We start from the raw sequence: 17372 nt of genomic DNA, 5'->3' as shown, positions 1-17372 counted from the left end.
CGGGTTTGCTTTTTGGCTTGCTCATACTTGTTGGGTCAACCGCATTGCTAACATTGGCGTACTCGCTAAAAAGTGAATTTAGGCTGGCGATTGGAGAGTTTGGGGATGCTCCCTACCTAAGCGGTTTTAACAGCGATGAACCCGGCACCCCTCGCTATCGTTGGACTGGCGGTAGCCGTATTACTGGAGGGCAAACCTCCGCGCTTGTTAATTTCCCGTTCCTTCCGGCTAGTGGCGCAGAGAATCAGGTGAAAATCCAAGTGGGCGCGGCTTCGGCAAAAGATTCTGGGCAAAAGAACCCCCCTGTAGTAGCCATATTGGTGAACGGGGTTGAAATTGGCAAAGCGCAGATGCCGGAGGGAACGGTAAGCGACTTTGAATTTAAAGTTCCTGCTGCCGCGTTGCGCGATGATTATTTTCTGGTAGAATTGCGCTCCCCGATTTTTAGCGCGAGTGGGCGACAACTTGGCGTTAAGGTGCAAGAAGTAACCCTACTGACTGCCCCTACCATACGCATTCCCCCCTTTGAAGTGTGGTTCTGGGCGTTGGTTTATACAGCGGGTGACGGGTTGGTTGCCCTTAAAGTTGTACAAATGTGGCGCATACGCACCGCTATTTTTATAGCAACGGTGGCGGGTTTGGTGCTTTTAGTTCCGCTGTTGGCTATACCATATATGCTGCCGCACAATATCAACCTGTGGTACGGTCCCTCAAACTCTACGCCCTATTTGGTGCAGGTGGCGGCGTGGGTAATGGGCAGCGTGGGTGTGCTGGCATGGGTTAGGGAAATCGGGAACTGGCTCTGGGAATTTCCGGCGAAACTTGAGGAGGGCAACCTTGCTCGTACTATTTTGCTGGGTTTCAGCGCTTTGTATGTGGTTTACGCCCTGCTATTTATCGGGCAAATGGATTTTATCGGGCATGCGGATTATGCTGATAATGCGGTGGTAGCGCGAAACTTGATACGCGGAAACGGGCTATCTGCCGATTATGCCGCTCAATTTTATACCCGCTATGACTTGCCGCGCCCTGCCGATACATGGCCCCTTTTGCAACCGCTTATGATTGCGCCATTCTTTTTATTATTTGGTCCTACCGCTTTTGCTGCCAAACTGCCAAACCTGATAATTGTGCTGACGTTGACATGGGCGCTCTATCGTTGGGGTACGCGCTACTTCAACCGCAAAACGGGTTTGGTCGCAAGTTTATTGAGCTTGTCCTCACCTGTTTTCTGGGAAACAGTGGCGTATCCGATAAATGACATCGGTTTTACTCTCTTTGCCTTTCTCGGTCTGCTGAACCTGTATCGTGCCAGCCAATATCACCCTTTATCCGGTGCAGCGGTTTCGGATACCGTCCCTGTTTATCGCGCTGTTCCTCGCCAAATTTACCAATGGCTGGTGTATCCGGCTCGAAAATATTGGCTGTGGGCGGGCTTATGGTGCGGTTTGCTGCTATGGAGCAAGCCTAGCGGTGCGGTTGTGTTGGTAGCAGCGGGCTTGTGGCTACTTTACCAGAAGTTTTTTAACCGCGAAATCAGAATCGAGTGGAAAAACCTGTTACTTTGGGGCATTCTGGCGTTGCTGGTTTTCTCCCCATACATGGCACGCAGCATGCTTATGAGCGGAAGCCCGGTTAATAGCACCGAGCGTTACGATGTGTGGTTGCTGGAATACACCCCTTGGGAACATATCTACGACCTGTATTATCCCGATAACCGTCCGTTACCGGAGCCTCGCTTACTAATGAACTACGGCTTCGATACGGTCTTAAAGACCAAATACACCCAATTCCGGGATGCCGCAGAGGATTTTATACAAGGGCGTTATATTGCTCCGGTAGTGTGGGTTTTTGCGGTAGTCGGTTTGTTCGGGCTATCGCGCCGCCGTTATGGGCTGTTGGCATTGCTGGCAAGCGGTTTCGTAATATATCTGCTTTTTATAAACCTATACTGGCATTACGAGATTCGCTATTTCATGGTTTGGTTGCCATGGTTCTACCTGCTGGGGGCTTATGGATTGGGCTGGCTCTATGACAAAATGCGCCAGAATGAGAATACTGCAAAAATTGGCAAGTTGGGCATCTGGGTATTATTTGGTTCGTTTCTGATAATGACACTGCCAAATATCCCGCAAATTACCGATGCTGGTTATACCGGAAAAACCGGAATTGTGATAACCTCGGAGTGGATAAAGCAAAACACACCTGCCGATGCGGTTATAATGACTCGCGCACCTTGGGAACTGAGCTTCCATAGCGACAGGCGCAGCGTTATGATTCCAAACAATATCCAAACGCTGACGCAACTCAAGCCTGTAATTCGCGACTACAAAGTGCGCTATTTACAGCTTAATTATCTGGATACAGGCAATTCAATTTGGCGAGAGCGCCCTGCCCTCTGGAAATTGCTCAATCGTGAACAAGTTCCCGGCTTTAACAAGGTCTATGAATGGGGCGATTTTGTGGTGTATGAGATTACCGACCCGAATTTGCTCAAAGAAAATTAGAGGTTGGCACAATTCCCCACATCGTGGTAGAAATGCGCCTCTATGATTGCTTTAACGGGCAATTTACTCATTTTCTAGCCTTATTCTGTTACGCACGCCACTTACCTGTTCTTCAAGCATCAATCGTTTGCGGTATTCATTAAGCCATTGTTTGCCTTGAATAGCGCGTAAGTTATCAGGGTTGATTGTCAGGCAATTATCCAGCGCGGTTTCTATATCGTTCGGTGAGTCAACTGCTCCGCTCATCCAGAGCCAGCCTTCCTCGCTTAGTTCGTCCAGACCAAGATACTGCATAAGAAGTTCGCGTGCTTCTGCTTGCATGCCGTTAAGCACAAGACGCGCTCCATCAACGAGTAATCGCCGCGTTTCTACGTCCATTTCCACACAACTTTCTAAAATCTTGACCGAAACCTACATCGCAAAATAGCTTAGAGGCTTTCCATTGTCAGCTTTGCGCCACCCGGTACATACTTAAAGTCAATCGGATAATGTCCATTAAAACATGCGAGGCACAGGCGGTTTTTGTTGATACCGGAAGCAGTTACAAAATTATCAACGGAAAGAAAGCCTAGTGAATCGGCATCTACATGCTGCCGGATTTGCTCAACAGTCATATGGTTAGCAATCAGTTCTTCATAAGTACCGGTATCAATCCCCAATACACAGGGGTGGAGAATTGGGGGAGCGCTGATACGCAGATGAACCTCACGCGCCCCGCCGATGGTACGTAGCATACTGACAATGCCTCTAGTGGTATTGCCTCGCACAATGGAGTCATCTACTACTATCACTCGTTTACCTTCAAGGATTGGGCGGAGGGGATTTAGCTTTAACTGGACGCTACGGCGGCGCATTTGTGGGTCGGGTTGTATGAAAGTACGCCCGATATAACGGTTTTTTATAATCCCTTCACGGTATGGTAAACCGCTCTCCTGTGCATAACCGGCGGCGGCGGGAATACCGCTATCAGGTACGCCTATTACCAAATCAGCTTCTACAGAATGTTCTCGCGCCAGCCAACGACCTAATTCTTCTCGCACCATATAGACATTACGCCCCGAAATATTACTGTCAGGACGCGCAATATAAAACAATTCGGTGGCGCATAGCGCGGCTTGATGTTCTGGGGCTTCCCAACGTGGCAATCGGGAGATGGTTTTAGCTCCACTTTCGGACAATTCAAGAATTTCGCCCGGTTCAACATCAAACTCGTAACTGGCATCTACCGTGTCAAGAGCGCAGGTTTCACTGCAAACAATCCAGCCACCACCATCATTAAGTTGCCCGACACTGAGGGGGCGAATGCCAAAAGGGTCACGTATGGCATAAACGTGGTTTTGGGTCAGCACTGCTAGGCTAAAAGCGCCTCTCAGGCGTTTAGCTCCGTTATATAGTTTTTCATGCCAATTTGCGCCGGGGGCTAATGCTAGTATATGAGTTATAACTTCGGTGTCGGTAGTACCGCCTAACTTAACTCCGGCGGTTAGCAATTCTTCCCGCAATTCAGGGGCGTTTACTACGTTGCCGTTATGCCCTACCGCCACATAACCCAATACAGGGTCATGCGCTTCAAAGGGTCCGGCATTGGAGAGGTTGCTGCTGCCAGTGGTGGAGTAACGCACATGCCCTACACCCATGTAACCTTGTAACTGGCTGAGGATTCGGTCATCGAACACTTCACTGACCAATCCCATACTTTTACGCATTTGCAGTTCTTTGCCATCCCAAACCGCAATTCCGGCGCTTTCCTGTCCACGATGCTGAAGGGCGTAAAGCCCAAAGTGGATTAAGCGTGCTATTTGGCGTTTTGGAGCTACAATACCAAAAACGCCGCACTCATCGCGCGGCTTATCATCCAAAGAATCTCTAATAAGGGTATTATTATTAATTTGCAACACACGTTTCGAGTTGCTTTTTGCCACTACTTACACCCCCATATTTAAAGCTATTAATTGCAGAGTTTTCCAGCCTTCTTGAATAGGCATGGAAAAAGCCAGCAACTATTGTTACTCCTCTTCCCTCTGAGCGATGTCGTGCCGATATTGCATCCCCACAAATGCGCCCAAACCAGCATTAATGGCATTATACACTTTCTTACGGGCTAGTGAAATACTACTCTCCGTTGAAATTACGTTAAAAACTCTGCCGCCATTCGTCACGAGTTGCCCCTCTGGGTCTAGCGCAGTTCCAGCGTGAAATAGCTCTACCCCATCGAAATGAAGGTCAGCGTCGGTAATCGGAATGCCCTTTTTGTAAACGCCGGGATAGCCTTCTGCTGCCAATACCACACCCACAGAATATTTGCCGTTGTAGTTGAGGCTAGAAGCTTCGGTTAACCGTCCTTGTGCCGTCAATAGCAGATATTCCAGCAAGTCCGATTCTATTAATGGCAAAAGTGCCTGTGTTTCCGGGTCCCCAAAACGGCAATTAAATTCGACTACTTTTGGACCTGAATCGGTCAGCATTAATCCGGCGTAAAGGATGCCTCTGTAGTCAATGCCCTGTTGTTGAAATCCATGCAGAGCAGGCATCAGGATTTCGCGAAATGCTTGCGCTACCAAGTTGCTATCCATCAAACGGGTAGGCGCATATACGCCCATCCCGCCGGTATTAGCTCCCACATCACCATCCCCAATACGTTTATAATCGCAAGCGCCGGGGAAAGGAAAGATAAAACCGCTTTTGGTATCGCATAACGCCAGCACAGATACTTCCGGTCCTTGCATATACTCTTCAACCAGCAATATTGCGCCGCTATCTCCGAAGATGCGCTCTTGCATCACCTGTGCGGCAAATTGAAGCGCCTCGTTACGATTCTCTGTTACCAGTACCCCTTTACCGGCTGCCAAGCCGTCCGCTTTTAGCACATAGGGACCCGATTCTGAATACAGGTAATTTATAGCATCATTCAAGTTATCAAAGGCGTGACGGGCTGCGGTTGGAATACCGTACCACGACATAAAAGATTTAGCCCATGCTTTGCTGGCTTCAATTCGCGCACCCTGCGCTCCGGGACCAAATACATCAAATCCTTCTGCTCGAAGCCTATCAGCCAGCCCTGCCGCTAATGGAGCTTCTGGACCTACCACTATCAAGCCGGGTTTTTTTTCTTGTGCCAGCTTAACCAGACCTTCAATATCTTCGATGCCAACCGCGACATTTTCGCTATTGGCGAGACGCGCCGTGCCGCCATTACCCGGCGCAAATATCAAACGGCGTGCTTCCGGCGATTGTCTCAATTTCCAACCTAGGGCGTGTTCTCTACCGCCACTGCCCACAATAAGAATATCAATCAAGAAACGCTCCTCCTTATATCCGGGATAGACAATATAGCCGCTTTTTCCTTAGCTTGCTGATTATGAGTTAGCCGATTGCCGCTCTGCAAATCGCTGTATGTCCCATAACGCAGACCGTAACACTATAATACTCAGGCGCTGCGCCACTCCATTTTGCTACCCACATATAGCATTATTAGCGTATTAATCACCAATAGAATAACGACATCCAACCAGAATTTCTCGTTAAATTGACCAATCAAACTCAAGCGCAAGGCTTCAGCCGCATAGGTGCTTGGTAAAACTTTTCCAATCCACTGGACAACTTCAGGTAAACGGTCGGCGGCTATTAGGATGGGGCTTAAACCCATGAATAGAAATTGAAGCACTCCACTGATTGAAGTAGCCGTATCGAAATTTGGCGCAGTCACCCCTACCAAAGCTCCTACTGCCGAGAGTGAAAAGCTGGCAAGCGGCACCAATAATAAAAATAGTGGCGAAAGACTAATGGTAATATTGAAAATATACTGCCCCATTAGGACAGTTAGTAAAGCGGTTGGAAGGGTTAAAACTAGGAATCCGGCGTTTACCGCCAACACCAGCAAACCCTTGTAAACCGGCAAGGTAGCGTAATAATCCAGCACTCCGAAAGTACGCATAAAGGAGAAACGGGCGCAGGTTCCATACATCGTGGTAAAAAGTAGAGAAACAATAATATTGCCGCTCAACAAGTACAAATCTTGTTCAGCGTTACCCGATGTGGCTAACAGTTTGAAAAAAAAGAAGGTAGTAAGCGGAACAAGCAAGCCGTTAATTAGGGTCGCCGCCCACGACCAGCGCCAGTTAGCCAGTTGAATTAGAAACAAATCCCAAAAGTTGGAGAAAAAGCGTGTCACAGTTATTTTCTACTCGTCCTCATCCTCGATAGTGCGCCCGGTGAAAGCCATATACACATCTTCCAGCGAGGCAGTTTGTACCCGGAAATCCTCCAAGTTATCCAGCCGTATCCCACCTAATACCTTGTAAATATCCTCTTCGGCATTCTCGCGTGGCACCAGCACCACCCAATGGTAAGGTTTCAGTTGGCGAGCTTGCTCCAATGCAACTAGTTGGGACTCGCAGACTTCAATGCGGTCAGGTTTTATAAAAAGCTCAAGGCGCACGCTTTGGTCAATTTTGCTCTTTAACTCGCTAACCCGCCCCATCCCAACCATGCGACCCCTGCTCATAATCGCTACTCGCCCAATAACATGCTCTGCTTCCTGCACGTTATGGGTTACTAGTATAATAGTAGTACCTTGTGAGGTGTTCTGCTCTTTCAGATAATCCCACACCTGTCGCCGAAAAGCCGGATCGAGTTCATTGGTCGGCTCATCCAGAATCATCACCGGAAGGTCGCCAACCAATGTAATCGCAAGGCTGACAAGCCGATTTTGCCCACCACTCATATTGCGTACTGCTTTGCGCCGTACCTCGCCTAAACCCCATTGCTCAACCAACTGGGCAGCCGCTTTTTTAGCATCACTTCGGCTCATTCCACGCATATGCCCGGTAAAATAAATGGCTTCTTCCGCAGTCAAGTCTAGCAAAGCGTTAGGTTTTTGGGGCATATAAGCCACCTTGCGAGTTACTATCTCAGGTTTTTGGGCAATATCAACCCCGAAAAGTGAAATGCGCCCTTCACTTGGAGAGAGTAAATTTACCATTTGCTTAATAAGGGTGCTTTTGCCAGCGCCATTGCTGCCCAATAATCCAAATATTTCACCCTGCTTTATTTCGAGAGAAATATCAAGATTGGCGGGACGCGCCGATTGTGCTGCCTTACCTCGTCCGTAACGCTTGGTGATGTGTTCAACCGCGTAAACCGTTTGGTTTGGAGTAAATTCTAATCCCTGCAAATTTGCCAACTTTGTGTGAGTCATATGGTTGATTATAACAGCAGGGAGCGGCGTTTGTAAAAATAGCTTAAGGTTCAATCTGGTATATCTGCGTAGTACCAATTGTAACCAGATATTTGAGTCCGGGGGAAGCTTTATCTTGGTATAAGGCGGTCATAGCCGGAGTAGCGATGGGTTGTAGCAATAGATAACGTGCATCGTAACGTTTTGCCACCTGCAATACTATATCGAGGGGGTCAGAATTAATGATAATGGAAGGTTTGCGATTAGCATACCAGTAAGCGGTGGGGTCTGGAGTCATAACCATTAATCCGCGTGGAGTATTGGAATCAAGCCATTCATTTACCTGTTGCAATTCCCGATAATCAGTATCCCAATTAGCCGATTGTGAAAGAGTCCAGCCTATAGAAATTAGTATTGCTCCGAGCATCACCACAAACGCCAGAAAATTGCGGCGGTTCTGCTCTGCATGTGGGCGGCTTAACTTGCTCCACCAGCATGCCACCAAATCTATACCTGCGGCAATCGCCACAGAAATGTATGGCACTAACCCACCCCCTGAATGGTAAACACTCCCCCGATAGCTTGGAAAAGTAAAGATTAGAGACATAATTATATAAAGTATCAGGAGATATACTGTAAAAGGCAGTAATAAGGAATTGCGCCATAATGCCCCATTATATAGGGTCGCCACCATACTATTATCGCTACGCTTCCTGCTGAACAAGCCAATTAAGGCAAAGGGTGTAAACATTATTATGGCGGGGCGAGCAATTATTAGCAGGTTTTGCCATAACGCTTCTAACTTGCTCATGAGCAATGCGCCGATACCCCACTGTGGCGAAGGGTCTGTGATGTTCAGGTAATAGGCTAAATCAAGCGGTTTATCAAAGCTGAAAAAGTCGTTGTAATCCCTCAGAAAGATAGTTTTAGCGCCACCGCCGGGGAAAAGCTGCCCGCTTACAATGAAGTTTCGGGCATTCCATGGGATAACCGTCAAGGCTGCGACCCCAAACATCAGCGCTATTCCGCGCCAGTTTATTCCCTGTTTTAGCAATAGCAAGCATAGGGGTGGAACCAGCAGCAAAAATACTCCATCTACCCTAGTAAGATAAGCAATAGTTGCCAGCAACCCCAATGCTATCGGAATAAACTTGCGCGGCATTGGCAAAAGGCTGCCCGGCTTTATCCACTCGGCTGTCAACATTAGAAACAGCAAACTGATAAAAGCATAGGGCGCATGGTTATCGGGCATTGAAAAGACTGGGGCATAAAATCCGCAGAAAATAGCCAGCCCACCCGCTAACCAGCCATATCTTATTCCTCCAACCGCCATTCCCAAACGATAGCTGAGGGGTGGAATCAGAGCGGTTAGCAGCATATTGGGCAGACGACCAGCCCAGAAATTCTCTCCAAAAGTCAATGAATAACCCACCGCAATAAGCCATGAAGTAAAAGGCATCCAGTAGGAATGGCTAGGGTTGCCGATAACACTCTCCGGTAGCGGACGCGCTAGGTAATTCCAGATATAGTCATCCCGAAAGCCCTTGCCATTCCAGAATTGGATAGCCGAGTTCATATAGTAATAGGCATCGGTATAACCCGGTTGTGAATAGAAAGAGGCGGTAAAAATGCGGTAGAACAGGGCAGCAAAAAATAGTGTCCAACCCGGATGTAATCGGGCAAAAGCTATAATTGAGCTAAGCATTAGTCAGAAACCTGTTTAGAGGTAGCCGTTTCAGTATTTTTCTCGGTCTCATCAGGTCGAGAGTAATTATTAAGATTGCCCAATAGACGGGTGGTAAATTTGATATGGTTTAGGAAATCGGCGATTCGAATATTCTCATTAGAAGTTTGTCTTTGCGCCCCATCGTAATAAGCGCCAGTACAAATCAGGGGTAACTCTCCGAGAGTTTCTTTGAAGGCATACATCGGACCAACCGTTGGCGCAAGAGGAATTACCAGCGGGGCAAGGTCAATCGCTTGTTCGAGACTTTCTACTGCCAGTTTTACAAAGGGGTGATTTGGAGAGGTGCGAACAGGTTTTTCACTTACGCCAACCTGCCTTACTTCAATATCAGTGAAGCCGCGATTATATAGATGTTTTCGTATTAGGTCTAACGCAGTATCTGGGTCTTGATTTGGCACAAGCCTGAAGTCCAAACGAGCCTGCCCACTAGCCATCAAAACAGATTTAACATCATCGCCTAAATACCCGCCTTCAAAACCGATAATATTAGCGGTAGGCGTAAAAAACTCGGTAATCAGTAATGGTATGCTTTTTAACCCCATCAGATATTCGCTTACCCCAAACCGTGTAAGCCGCTCTTCCATGCGCTTTGTATAGCGTTTGGCTGTTTGCATGATAAAAGAGCTATCTTCATGGGAAGGAACTTGTATATCCCTATCAAAATCATCCACTTGAATATCTTCATTATCGTTCTTGATAGCGCTCATTGCCCAAATAAGCCGCCAACCGCCACTGGGCAAAATCCCGGCAAGGGAACTATTGCCATCCTGAGAAAGAGTTTTGCTGCGTAATTCAATACATAGGTAGCCTTTTTGCCCCAAACTTATTACGGGAATACCTTCTGGCGTATTTTCCCCTGAATCCCACAAACAAGCATCCGCTTTTAGGATTCCGTTTTTCTCGGCTAGAAGTTTGGAAGCAAGGCTTTGCCCATCACCGGTGCGCCCCTCTATCAGAAACTTAACGTTACACGGCACGCTGCCATACACTTCACGCCATGCTTCGTAGGCTGCCAACCGTGCAACCAGATTAGCGCGATTGTCCGCAACCCCTTTGGCATAGAGTTTGCCATCCCGCTCATTTAAGCCAAACATTGCGCTCTGCCATTCATCCATTTGACCGGGTGGCGTAATTTCATATGTATTATAAGAAAGCAGCGTGTTAGATTCAGTGCGCTGTTCCCCACGTGCAAATATAGCGCTTCGCTTATTGAGCGACCAGTTCTCCGTTTTCAAGCCACGCTCTTTTAACATATTGATAATAAGGCGGGCGGTATCGTCAGGTTCATTTTTCGAGCGGCGGGAAGATTGAGTGGTATTTGGAGAACACAAAACCCCCAATTCAGCGATGAAGCGGGGAAGATTTGTGGTTATATAATCGTCCAGTTCCCGTTCAATGTTTCCTACGGCTTCGGAGGACATTTCAAGACCCTTCCTGTCGATTCTGTGTAGCTTAAAAACCGATTATAAATTTAAGGTGACATAAATGAAATATTATTAAGTTTAGCCTAAGATTTGTAACGGCGCAAGTAGCTGATTTGTTGTTCTCCAATTTATCGCGGGTGCATGTCCGTATTTTGCGTGGTAGCATAAATCAAATTCTAGTTCTCCAACAATAGCAGCCCTGAAAAAAGCGTCTTGCGGTAGAAGTCACACTTCCACCAGTTTGGTATGGCTATGAGAGAGCTTGCTCCACATAATAAACATGGCGGAAAGAGTCAGAAAACAAAACGGGAATAGAGTCCATAAACCTGCCGATTGCATGAGATTACCCGCCATCCAAGGAAATAATGCTGCGCCACAATAAGCAATACTGGAAATAAAGCCAATCGCGCCGGTCAACAAACGTTGAGGCATATATTCTGGAACTATAGAAAGCGTAGTAGGGAAAAGTGGTCCGAAACAAAAGCCTGTAATCCACAAACCCAACGCAGACAGTACCCCGCCCGTTGAAAACCAAATCAAAATAATTCCGGCAATTGACCCCGCCATGCAATATTGCACTAGCAACCGCTTACCCATGCGCTCTACCAGAAAAGCCAGCAGCATACGCCCCATAGTCAAGCCAAGCCAATAACCGCTTACCATCCACCCGGCGGTTACTGTATGCTCACTTCTTGCTTCGGTCAGAAAAGTAAAACTCCAATTGCCAACGCTGACCTCCACCCCGACATAAAATGCCAGAAAAATTGTTGCAAACCACAAAGCTGGAATCCGCAGCATTCTAGTCATAGGGCTATTTTCATGCGGTGCGGACACTGCCATGCTAACCGGAAAGAATATCCCCAACCCTAAGGTCAATGCTATACATAAAAAGCTGATAAAAAGATAACCTATACTCCAGCCTAGCTGCAATTGAAGTATAAGAGTTGCCAGCAAAGGTCCGATAAAAGCTCCCACCCCGTAAAAGCCGTGCATATAGTTGAGCAACCGCCCGCTACTGGGCATTGGTGCGATATATGCATTCAACCCGGTACTCAACATCGCCATAGCGTAACCGATGATTGCCAGAATGAGTAAAAGCAACCAGAAGGGAGGTAATTGCCACACTAGAACCAGACAAAGGCTGATTAGCGCCCCACCCTGCAATATCAGAAAGCGCAAACCCATTTTTTGAGCCATTGCGCCACTGGAAAAAGCGGCTATTATATGCCCGATTACGCTTGCCATAAAAAGTAAGCCTACTACCGCTTTATCAATGCCGTAGTGCGTTTGCAAGCTGGGCAATAAAACACCCAAAACCCCATCGTTAATTCCCATCAAGACAAAAGAAGAAAATGCCAAAACCAAAATCATTTTTTATTCAGCCTGTAATAATAGCGCAAAAGACCCGCAACGCTCTTTGCATCGCAAATAACGCCATCTTCAATCATTTGTAAGGCTTCATCTAGCGTTACTCGTATAATATCAATTGCCTCGTTCTCATCTGGCTCTAGTTGGCTCTCCACCAGTTCTTCTGCTAGAAACAACCAGAGATATTCGCTGCAAAAGCCGGGTGCGCTGTAGAATCCGCCCATTCCGGTGAGTTTGCCTGCCTTGTACCCGATTTCTTCTTGCAATTCCCGGTCAGCGCAGTATGCCGGTTCTTCCGGCAGTTCAAGCGTTCCGGCGGGCAGTTCGATAAGAATTTTGTCCGTTGGTCTGCGCCATTGCCTAACCAATATAATTTTACCATCTGCATCCACAGGTATAATTACTACCGCGCCGTCATGCGCTACAATCTCGCGAGAGTAACGTCGCCCATCTGCTTTGGTTAAGTGGTCAACCCGCACCGAGAATTTACGACCCTTGAAAATTTGCTCGCTTTCTCGCGGGGCGTTTCTTTCCAGAGTTTCCATCTCCTCCGCTCGACCTACACTCATTTTTGCCTCTTTTCATGCGAACACGCTATTCTTACCAAATAAAGAGTCAAGGCTTATTATATCGCTAAAATGGAAATGACCAAACAAACCATTTTTGTCGCCCCTTGATAATATCTCACGCGAAAATTTGACGCACCCCCGTTTACTTTAAAATATAAAAGCCTCTCTCAGCTTAAGAAAGAGGCATAAAGTTGTTAGAGACGTTCGATAATAGTGGTGGTCGCCATACCGCCGCCGCAACACATTGTTTGTAAGCCGAAGCGCCCGCCGCTGAACTCCAGTTCGTATAGCAGGGTAGTCATCAGGCGGGCGCCACTTGCGCCTAGCGGATGACCAAGCGCAATCGCTCCGCCATTCACATTAACTTTGGACATATCAGGATTATGCTCCTTTGCCCATGCCAGCACTACCGGCGCAAAAGCCTCGTTGATTTCCACTCGGTCTATGTCGCTCAGTAATAAACCGGCTTTATTCAAGGCGCGGTGTGTTCCTTCAATTGGTCCGGTCAGCATCATGGTTGGGTCGCTGCCTACCACATCCTGCGCTATGATTGCAGCACGTGGATGTAAGCCCAACTCCAAAGCTTTTTGACGGCTCATAACTAATACTGCTGCTGCCCCATCGCTAATTTGGCTGCTGTTTCCGGCGGTAATCTTGCCATCGGTGTGGAAAGCGGGTTTCAAATTTGCTAACGCGGCGAGGGTGGTTTCAGGACGAATACCTTCATCGGTAGCCATAACCGCGCCGTCAATAGTTAGCGGCATGATTTGGCTTTTAAACCGTCCTTCAGCAGTGGCGATGGCTGCCCGGCTATGGCTTTCCATACTGAAGCGGTCGAGTTCTTCCCTGCTCAGATTCCATTTTTGGCACAGTAATTCGGCAGAAAGACCTTGCGGTATCATTTCATACAGCTTCATAAGTTCAGGCGAGAAGGGATACCCCACACCATCCGGCAAAGATTTGCCCGTACCAATACTGCTACCCATTGGCACACGGCTCATTGATTCGACCCCGGCGGCGATTACAATATCGTTATAACCGCTCAATACCATGCTGGCAGCTAGATGAATTGCTTGCTGGCTGCTGCCACACTGGAAATCGAGAGAGGTTGCCGGAATGCCAATCGGGAAACCCGCCATTAATGTGGCATTCCGCGCTATATTGAAAGCTTGCTCACCAACTTGTGAGACACAGCCCATAAAAACCTGATCCACCATGCTTGCCTGTATTCCGGCGCGTTGCACCACTTCGCGTAAAACTGCGGCGGCGAGGTTGGTTGCATGGGTGTTTTTTAGTTTACCGTTGCGTTTGCCTGCGGGGGTTCGCACGGCTGCTACAATTACAGGCTGTCTTTCTTTGTCCATTAATACGCCTCCTTGCGTGATAATCACAATTGGTAACTTACTTTAACCTGTCCGTTTTTTTCGTCAATTGCAATAACGGTCAAACTGCCAACTTCGGCAGTATTTTGTACCAGTGTTCCGCCATCTGCCACCGAACCAACGCCATCAAGTGTGAGCTTTCGTAATGGTTTGTGGATAGGCAAACCCGGTTGTAAATAGATTGCATCATTTTGCAATACTTCTAGTGGGACAAATTCCCAACTCAATTTACGTTCTTCTTTTATCAGTTCTGCTACTGCTTGAGTCAATATGTCAAGACTCAATTTTGGATGAGAAGCGAGAGAACCTTCGTATAATACAAAGGGCTTTTTCCCATGGTCTCCCTTGAGCGGTTTTAATATTTCTGGCACTAAACCTAGCCTGAATAGCGCAAAATCCACCAGATGACCGCCCGTATGCACCCGCATATTCTGGTAGCGCCGCTCCCAATCAATTTCCCCTTCCACCTGTTGCCCTACTTCTAACAAAAACCTTTCAGGTTGTAGCGGTTCAAGGTAATGCCAGATTTCGCCCTCTTTCATCATTACTTGATAAACTTTAGCCTGTGGCGAGTCATCCCATCTTAAAATACCTTGATCGGTGGGTTGCCCGCCCCCCATCGGGTAAAAAACGGTATTATCCAGTAATAACCTAAATCTTTTTGCCGATTCGGGCAAGATTTCCAGTGCTTTGGCGGACATCCGGCGCAGATATGGTTCACTCAGATAGACGGGTTCTGTTTGCATAGCTCCATTCTCAACTCAAATTTACAGATTGCTAAATTTTACCATAACCCCTTTTCTTGCAGACTGAGTAGTTACAACTTTTTTAGTGGTCAGCCAGCACCGAAAGTTGCCAGATAAAGGCGAAAATGGTGCAAACTATTAGCCAGATGTCGCGCAGCGTGATATGCAGCGATAGTAAGCCGTTGTTGGGCAATCCCGTACCGATGCGTCCCAAATCATAGGGTAGCAAGAACAGGGAAAGTATTATTAACACTACCGCCGTAACCCCCGCGACTGTTACGATTTTGTATGACTGGTGAAGTTCGCGCTCATACAGATAGCGCACATAACGAGCAAACAGCGCCGCCCCATGTACCATCATGCAAATTGCCAGCGTATATAACGCCAGCGAGCGCAAGTGTTCGCTTATGGCGAACAACTCGCCGTTTACCAGAAAAATACCCGCTACTAGCTGGATAATACTCGCGGCAGTGACGATAATTGCTCCGGTTATCCATTCCATCATCAGAAAAATTATGGGCGAGTATCGTTTGAATCTGGGGAGGAAATAGAGATGCGGCAAGGTAAATGAGCCAAAAATTGCCAGAAAGGAGAAAAGGAAAGTGCCGACTGTAAGCCCAATATTAAAAGATGAATCTTTCGCTGGGGCATAGTACATAGACATAAACAGCATAAGTTCGGCGAAAAGCGCGGCAAAGCCGATGCTTATCGTGTACAAAAAGCGCGGATGCTGCTTGAGTAAGCCGGGGAGGATGTCTTTATCCTCAGAGTCGCCGACATTACGGGGTAAATCATCAATGGTGGATGTTTTAGTTTGCATTCCGGGTTTAGTCAATCCTGTCTCAGCATAGTGATTAATAAGTTTAATTGTTAGATTTTAGCCAGCTTTAGTGGAAATGGCAAGCCCCTCTAAAGCATTGTACAACTGTTCCCACTCCTCAAGGCTAAGGGTTTCGGCGCGTCTCTCGGCAGCAATATGTCCCGCCGCTAAAACCTCGCGTATTATCTCTTTATCCAGATGAAGCCCTGTTGCCAGTGAGTTTGCCAGTTGCTTGCGTTTTTGCCCAAACCCTGCTCTAACAACTTCAAAGAGCCTTGCTTCATCTGTAACTCGGCAAGGTCTTTCCGCATCAGGGTAAACCTTAATGACCAGAATTGCCGAATCTACTTTGGGTGGCGGGTAAAAAGCCCCTGCCGGTACTGTCGCAAACAGCTTAGGCTTGCCGTAGAACTGCACGCTTACCGCCAGCAAGCTCATTTCAGGCGGTTTAGCGACAATACGTTGTGCTACCTCTTTTTGCACCATCAGCACAATTTGCTGTGGGCGATGCGAGCTTTCTAGAAAGTGCCGAAGAATAGCAGAGGTAATGTAATAGGGGATGTTTGCGATAAGTTTATAGGCAGAAGGTTCAAGCTCTTTCGGCTGGAAATCCAGCACATCCCCTTCCACCAGTTTTGCGCCCAAATAAGGCGACAGCATCTCGCGCAAAAAAGGGTAGAGACGTTGGTCAAGTTCAACCGCTGTAAATTTCGCTGCCGTTTGAACCAACAATCTAGTCAGTACCCCTACGCCGGGTCCAATTTCTATTACCGCATCCTCACTTTTTAATTCGGCGGCTGCCAGAATTTTAGCTGGAACCGAAGCATCCACCAAAAAGTTCTGACCTAGACCTTTGCTTGGCTTTATTTCAAGCTGTCGCAGCAGCACTCTTGTCCCTATAGAATCGTTCAAATAATCAGCTACCTACTCCCATAATAATCCTGAGCCACGCTATTAATTTTATCATATCTATCCGGTGTCTGTGGAAAACTTTTACTTGGGGAAATACCCTTGAATTATCAAAGATTGCAGAATAAATGATTGACAACTCAACGAATATACGCTATTTTATACCTATTAATTATTAAAAAGGGATTAATAAACAATTATTTTCGGGAAATATATGGATAAGTTAAACAACCCAACATCTAATTTACAGCAGTTCTTTTCAGACCAAAATGAAGATTCGTTTTTGCCACGTCTGTTAGCGCAAACCTTGCATGTGATAAGACAGGTATTGGAAAAAACTCTAGGAGTCAACCATATTACAGGGCGAATAATGCTAATCCTTGCTCATAAGGATGGGATAACCCAGAATTATATTACCAGTTGTATTGGCGTAGATGCCAGTATGATTACTCGCACCGTAAAAGAAATGGAAACCGATTTGGGTTGGATTCGGCGGGAGCGTGACCATACGGATAATCGGCTTGTAAGGGTTTTTTTAACCGAAAAGGGGCTTATACAGGCAACTATTATGTTACAACAGTTCAAAGCTCTTAACCAGCAATTGACCAGCAAGCTCAGCCAGTCCGACTTAGCTCAAATGAAAAACTATCTCTATATTCTTGAAGAAACCGCTCGAAGTATTTTTGAGAACAACTTTAATGAGACTGAACACAAATAGATTTAG

Annotated in this window: 15 protein-coding genes; 2 read left to right on the top strand and 13 right to left on the bottom strand. The window is 47.0% G+C overall.

Going from position 1 to position 17372, the window contains the following annotated elements; translation table 11 throughout:
- Positions 1 to 17 precede the first annotated feature (17 nt).
- Entirely contained in the window at positions 18 to 2507 is a 2490-nt protein-coding gene (locus WCK19_RS03765) for a glycosyltransferase family 39 protein (RefSeq protein ID WP_342396025.1), read from the top strand.
- 63 nt (positions 2508 to 2570) lie between these two features.
- Here the strand turns inward: WCK19_RS03765 and WCK19_RS03760 are convergent, their stop codons facing one another.
- The 13 genes from WCK19_RS03760 to rsmA form a co-directional block, all read right to left on the bottom strand.
- Positions 2571 to 2885: a hypothetical protein gene (locus tag WCK19_RS03760; protein ID WP_342396024.1), complete on the bottom strand. Its 315-nt coding sequence runs from the start codon at positions 2883 to 2885 to the stop codon at positions 2571 to 2573.
- Between the two features lie 50 nt (positions 2886 to 2935).
- Positions 2936 to 4429 (bottom strand): amidophosphoribosyltransferase, encoded by a 1494-nt coding sequence (purF, locus tag WCK19_RS03755; RefSeq protein WP_342396023.1) that lies wholly within the window; start codon positions 4427 to 4429, stop codon positions 2936 to 2938.
- Positions 4430 to 4513: 84 nt separating this feature from the next.
- Positions 4514 to 5803, bottom strand: coding sequence for a phosphoribosylamine--glycine ligase (gene purD, locus WCK19_RS03750; RefSeq protein WP_342396022.1), 1290 nt, complete (start codon positions 5801 to 5803; stop codon positions 4514 to 4516).
- 131 nt (positions 5804 to 5934) lie between these two features.
- Positions 5935 to 6678 (bottom strand): ABC transporter permease, encoded by a 744-nt coding sequence (locus WCK19_RS03745; protein WP_342396021.1) that lies wholly within the window; start codon positions 6676 to 6678, stop codon positions 5935 to 5937.
- A 9-nt stretch (positions 6679 to 6687) separates the two neighbouring features.
- Positions 6688 to 7704, bottom strand: coding sequence for an ABC transporter ATP-binding protein (locus WCK19_RS03740; protein WP_342396020.1), 1017 nt, complete (start codon positions 7702 to 7704; stop codon positions 6688 to 6690).
- A 43-nt stretch (positions 7705 to 7747) separates the two neighbouring features.
- On the bottom strand, positions 7748 to 9388 hold the full coding sequence (locus tag WCK19_RS03735; RefSeq protein ID WP_342396019.1) for a hypothetical protein: 1641 nt from the start codon (positions 9386 to 9388) through the stop codon (positions 7748 to 7750).
- Entirely contained in the window at positions 9388 to 10851 is a 1464-nt protein-coding gene (locus WCK19_RS03730; protein WP_342396018.1) for a M20/M25/M40 family metallo-hydrolase, read from the bottom strand. Before WCK19_RS03730 ends, WCK19_RS03735 begins: the two co-directional genes overlap by 1 nt.
- A gap of 228 nt (positions 10852 to 11079) precedes the next feature.
- Positions 11080 to 12225, bottom strand: coding sequence for an MFS transporter (locus WCK19_RS03725; protein WP_342396017.1), 1146 nt, complete (start codon positions 12223 to 12225; stop codon positions 11080 to 11082).
- Positions 12222 to 12791, bottom strand: a complete 570-nt coding sequence (locus WCK19_RS03720; RefSeq protein WP_342396016.1) for an NUDIX hydrolase — start codon at positions 12789 to 12791, stop codon at positions 12222 to 12224. Before WCK19_RS03720 ends, WCK19_RS03725 begins: the two co-directional genes overlap by 4 nt.
- Before the next feature lie 194 nt (positions 12792 to 12985).
- A complete protein-coding gene (locus WCK19_RS03715) occupies positions 12986 to 14155 on the bottom strand; it encodes a thiolase family protein (protein WP_342396015.1) in 1170 nt (389 codons plus the stop codon).
- A gap of 23 nt (positions 14156 to 14178) precedes the next feature.
- Positions 14179 to 14919 (bottom strand): alanyl-tRNA editing protein, encoded by a 741-nt coding sequence (locus WCK19_RS03710; protein WP_342396014.1) that lies wholly within the window; start codon positions 14917 to 14919, stop codon positions 14179 to 14181.
- A gap of 82 nt (positions 14920 to 15001) precedes the next feature.
- Entirely contained in the window at positions 15002 to 15739 is a 738-nt protein-coding gene (locus WCK19_RS03705; protein ID WP_342396013.1) for a hypothetical protein, read from the bottom strand.
- A gap of 57 nt (positions 15740 to 15796) precedes the next feature.
- Positions 15797 to 16651, bottom strand: a complete 855-nt coding sequence (rsmA, locus tag WCK19_RS03700) for a 16S rRNA (adenine(1518)-N(6)/adenine(1519)-N(6))-dimethyltransferase RsmA (RefSeq protein WP_342396012.1) — start codon at positions 16649 to 16651, stop codon at positions 15797 to 15799.
- A 211-nt stretch (positions 16652 to 16862) separates the two neighbouring features.
- Between rsmA and WCK19_RS03695 the strand changes: the two genes are divergently transcribed.
- Complete coding sequence (locus WCK19_RS03695) at positions 16863 to 17366, top strand: MarR family winged helix-turn-helix transcriptional regulator (protein WP_342396011.1); 504 nt, start codon at positions 16863 to 16865, stop codon at positions 17364 to 17366.
- The last annotated feature ends 6 nt before the right edge of the window (positions 17367 to 17372 follow it).

The organism is Candidatus Chlorohelix sp., assembly GCF_037138995.1.
In the GTDB taxonomy this organism is placed as follows: Bacteria; Chloroflexota; Chloroflexia; order Chloroheliales; family Chloroheliaceae; genus Chlorohelix.
Note: the sequence above shows the minus strand (reverse complement) of the source record. Positions and strands in the feature narration are given on the sequence as shown.

Bases quoted from the DNA above. Each gene is read 5' to 3' on its own strand.
- WCK19_RS03735 (WP_342396019.1), bottom strand. From the start codon at position 9,388: ATGCTTAGCTCAATTATAGCTTTTGCCCGATTACATCCGGGTTGGACA.
- WCK19_RS03710 (WP_342396014.1), bottom strand. From the start codon at position 14,919: ATGCAAACAGAACCCGTCTATCTGAGTGAACCATATCTGCGCCGGATG.
- WCK19_RS03740 (WP_342396020.1), bottom strand. From the start codon at position 7,704: ATGACTCACACAAAGTTGGCAAATTTGCAGGGATTAGAATTTACTCCA.
- WCK19_RS03730 (WP_342396018.1), bottom strand. From the start codon at position 10,851: ATGTCCTCCGAAGCCGTAGGAAACATTGAACGGGAACTGGACGATTAT.
- WCK19_RS03725 (WP_342396017.1), bottom strand. From the start codon at position 12,225: ATGATTTTGGTTTTGGCATTTTCTTCTTTTGTCTTGATGGGAATTAAC.
- WCK19_RS03715 (WP_342396015.1), bottom strand. From the start codon at position 14,155: ATGGACAAAGAAAGACAGCCTGTAATTGTAGCAGCCGTGCGAACCCCC.
- WCK19_RS03705 (WP_342396013.1), bottom strand. From the start codon at position 15,739: ATGCAAACTAAAACATCCACCATTGATGATTTACCCCGTAATGTCGGC.
- WCK19_RS03695 (WP_342396011.1), top strand. From the start codon at position 16,863: ATGGATAAGTTAAACAACCCAACATCTAATTTACAGCAGTTCTTTTCA.
- WCK19_RS03760 (WP_342396024.1), bottom strand. From the start codon at position 2,885: ATGGACGTAGAAACGCGGCGATTACTCGTTGATGGAGCGCGTCTTGTG.
- WCK19_RS03720 (WP_342396016.1), bottom strand. From the start codon at position 12,791: ATGAGTGTAGGTCGAGCGGAGGAGATGGAAACTCTGGAAAGAAACGCC.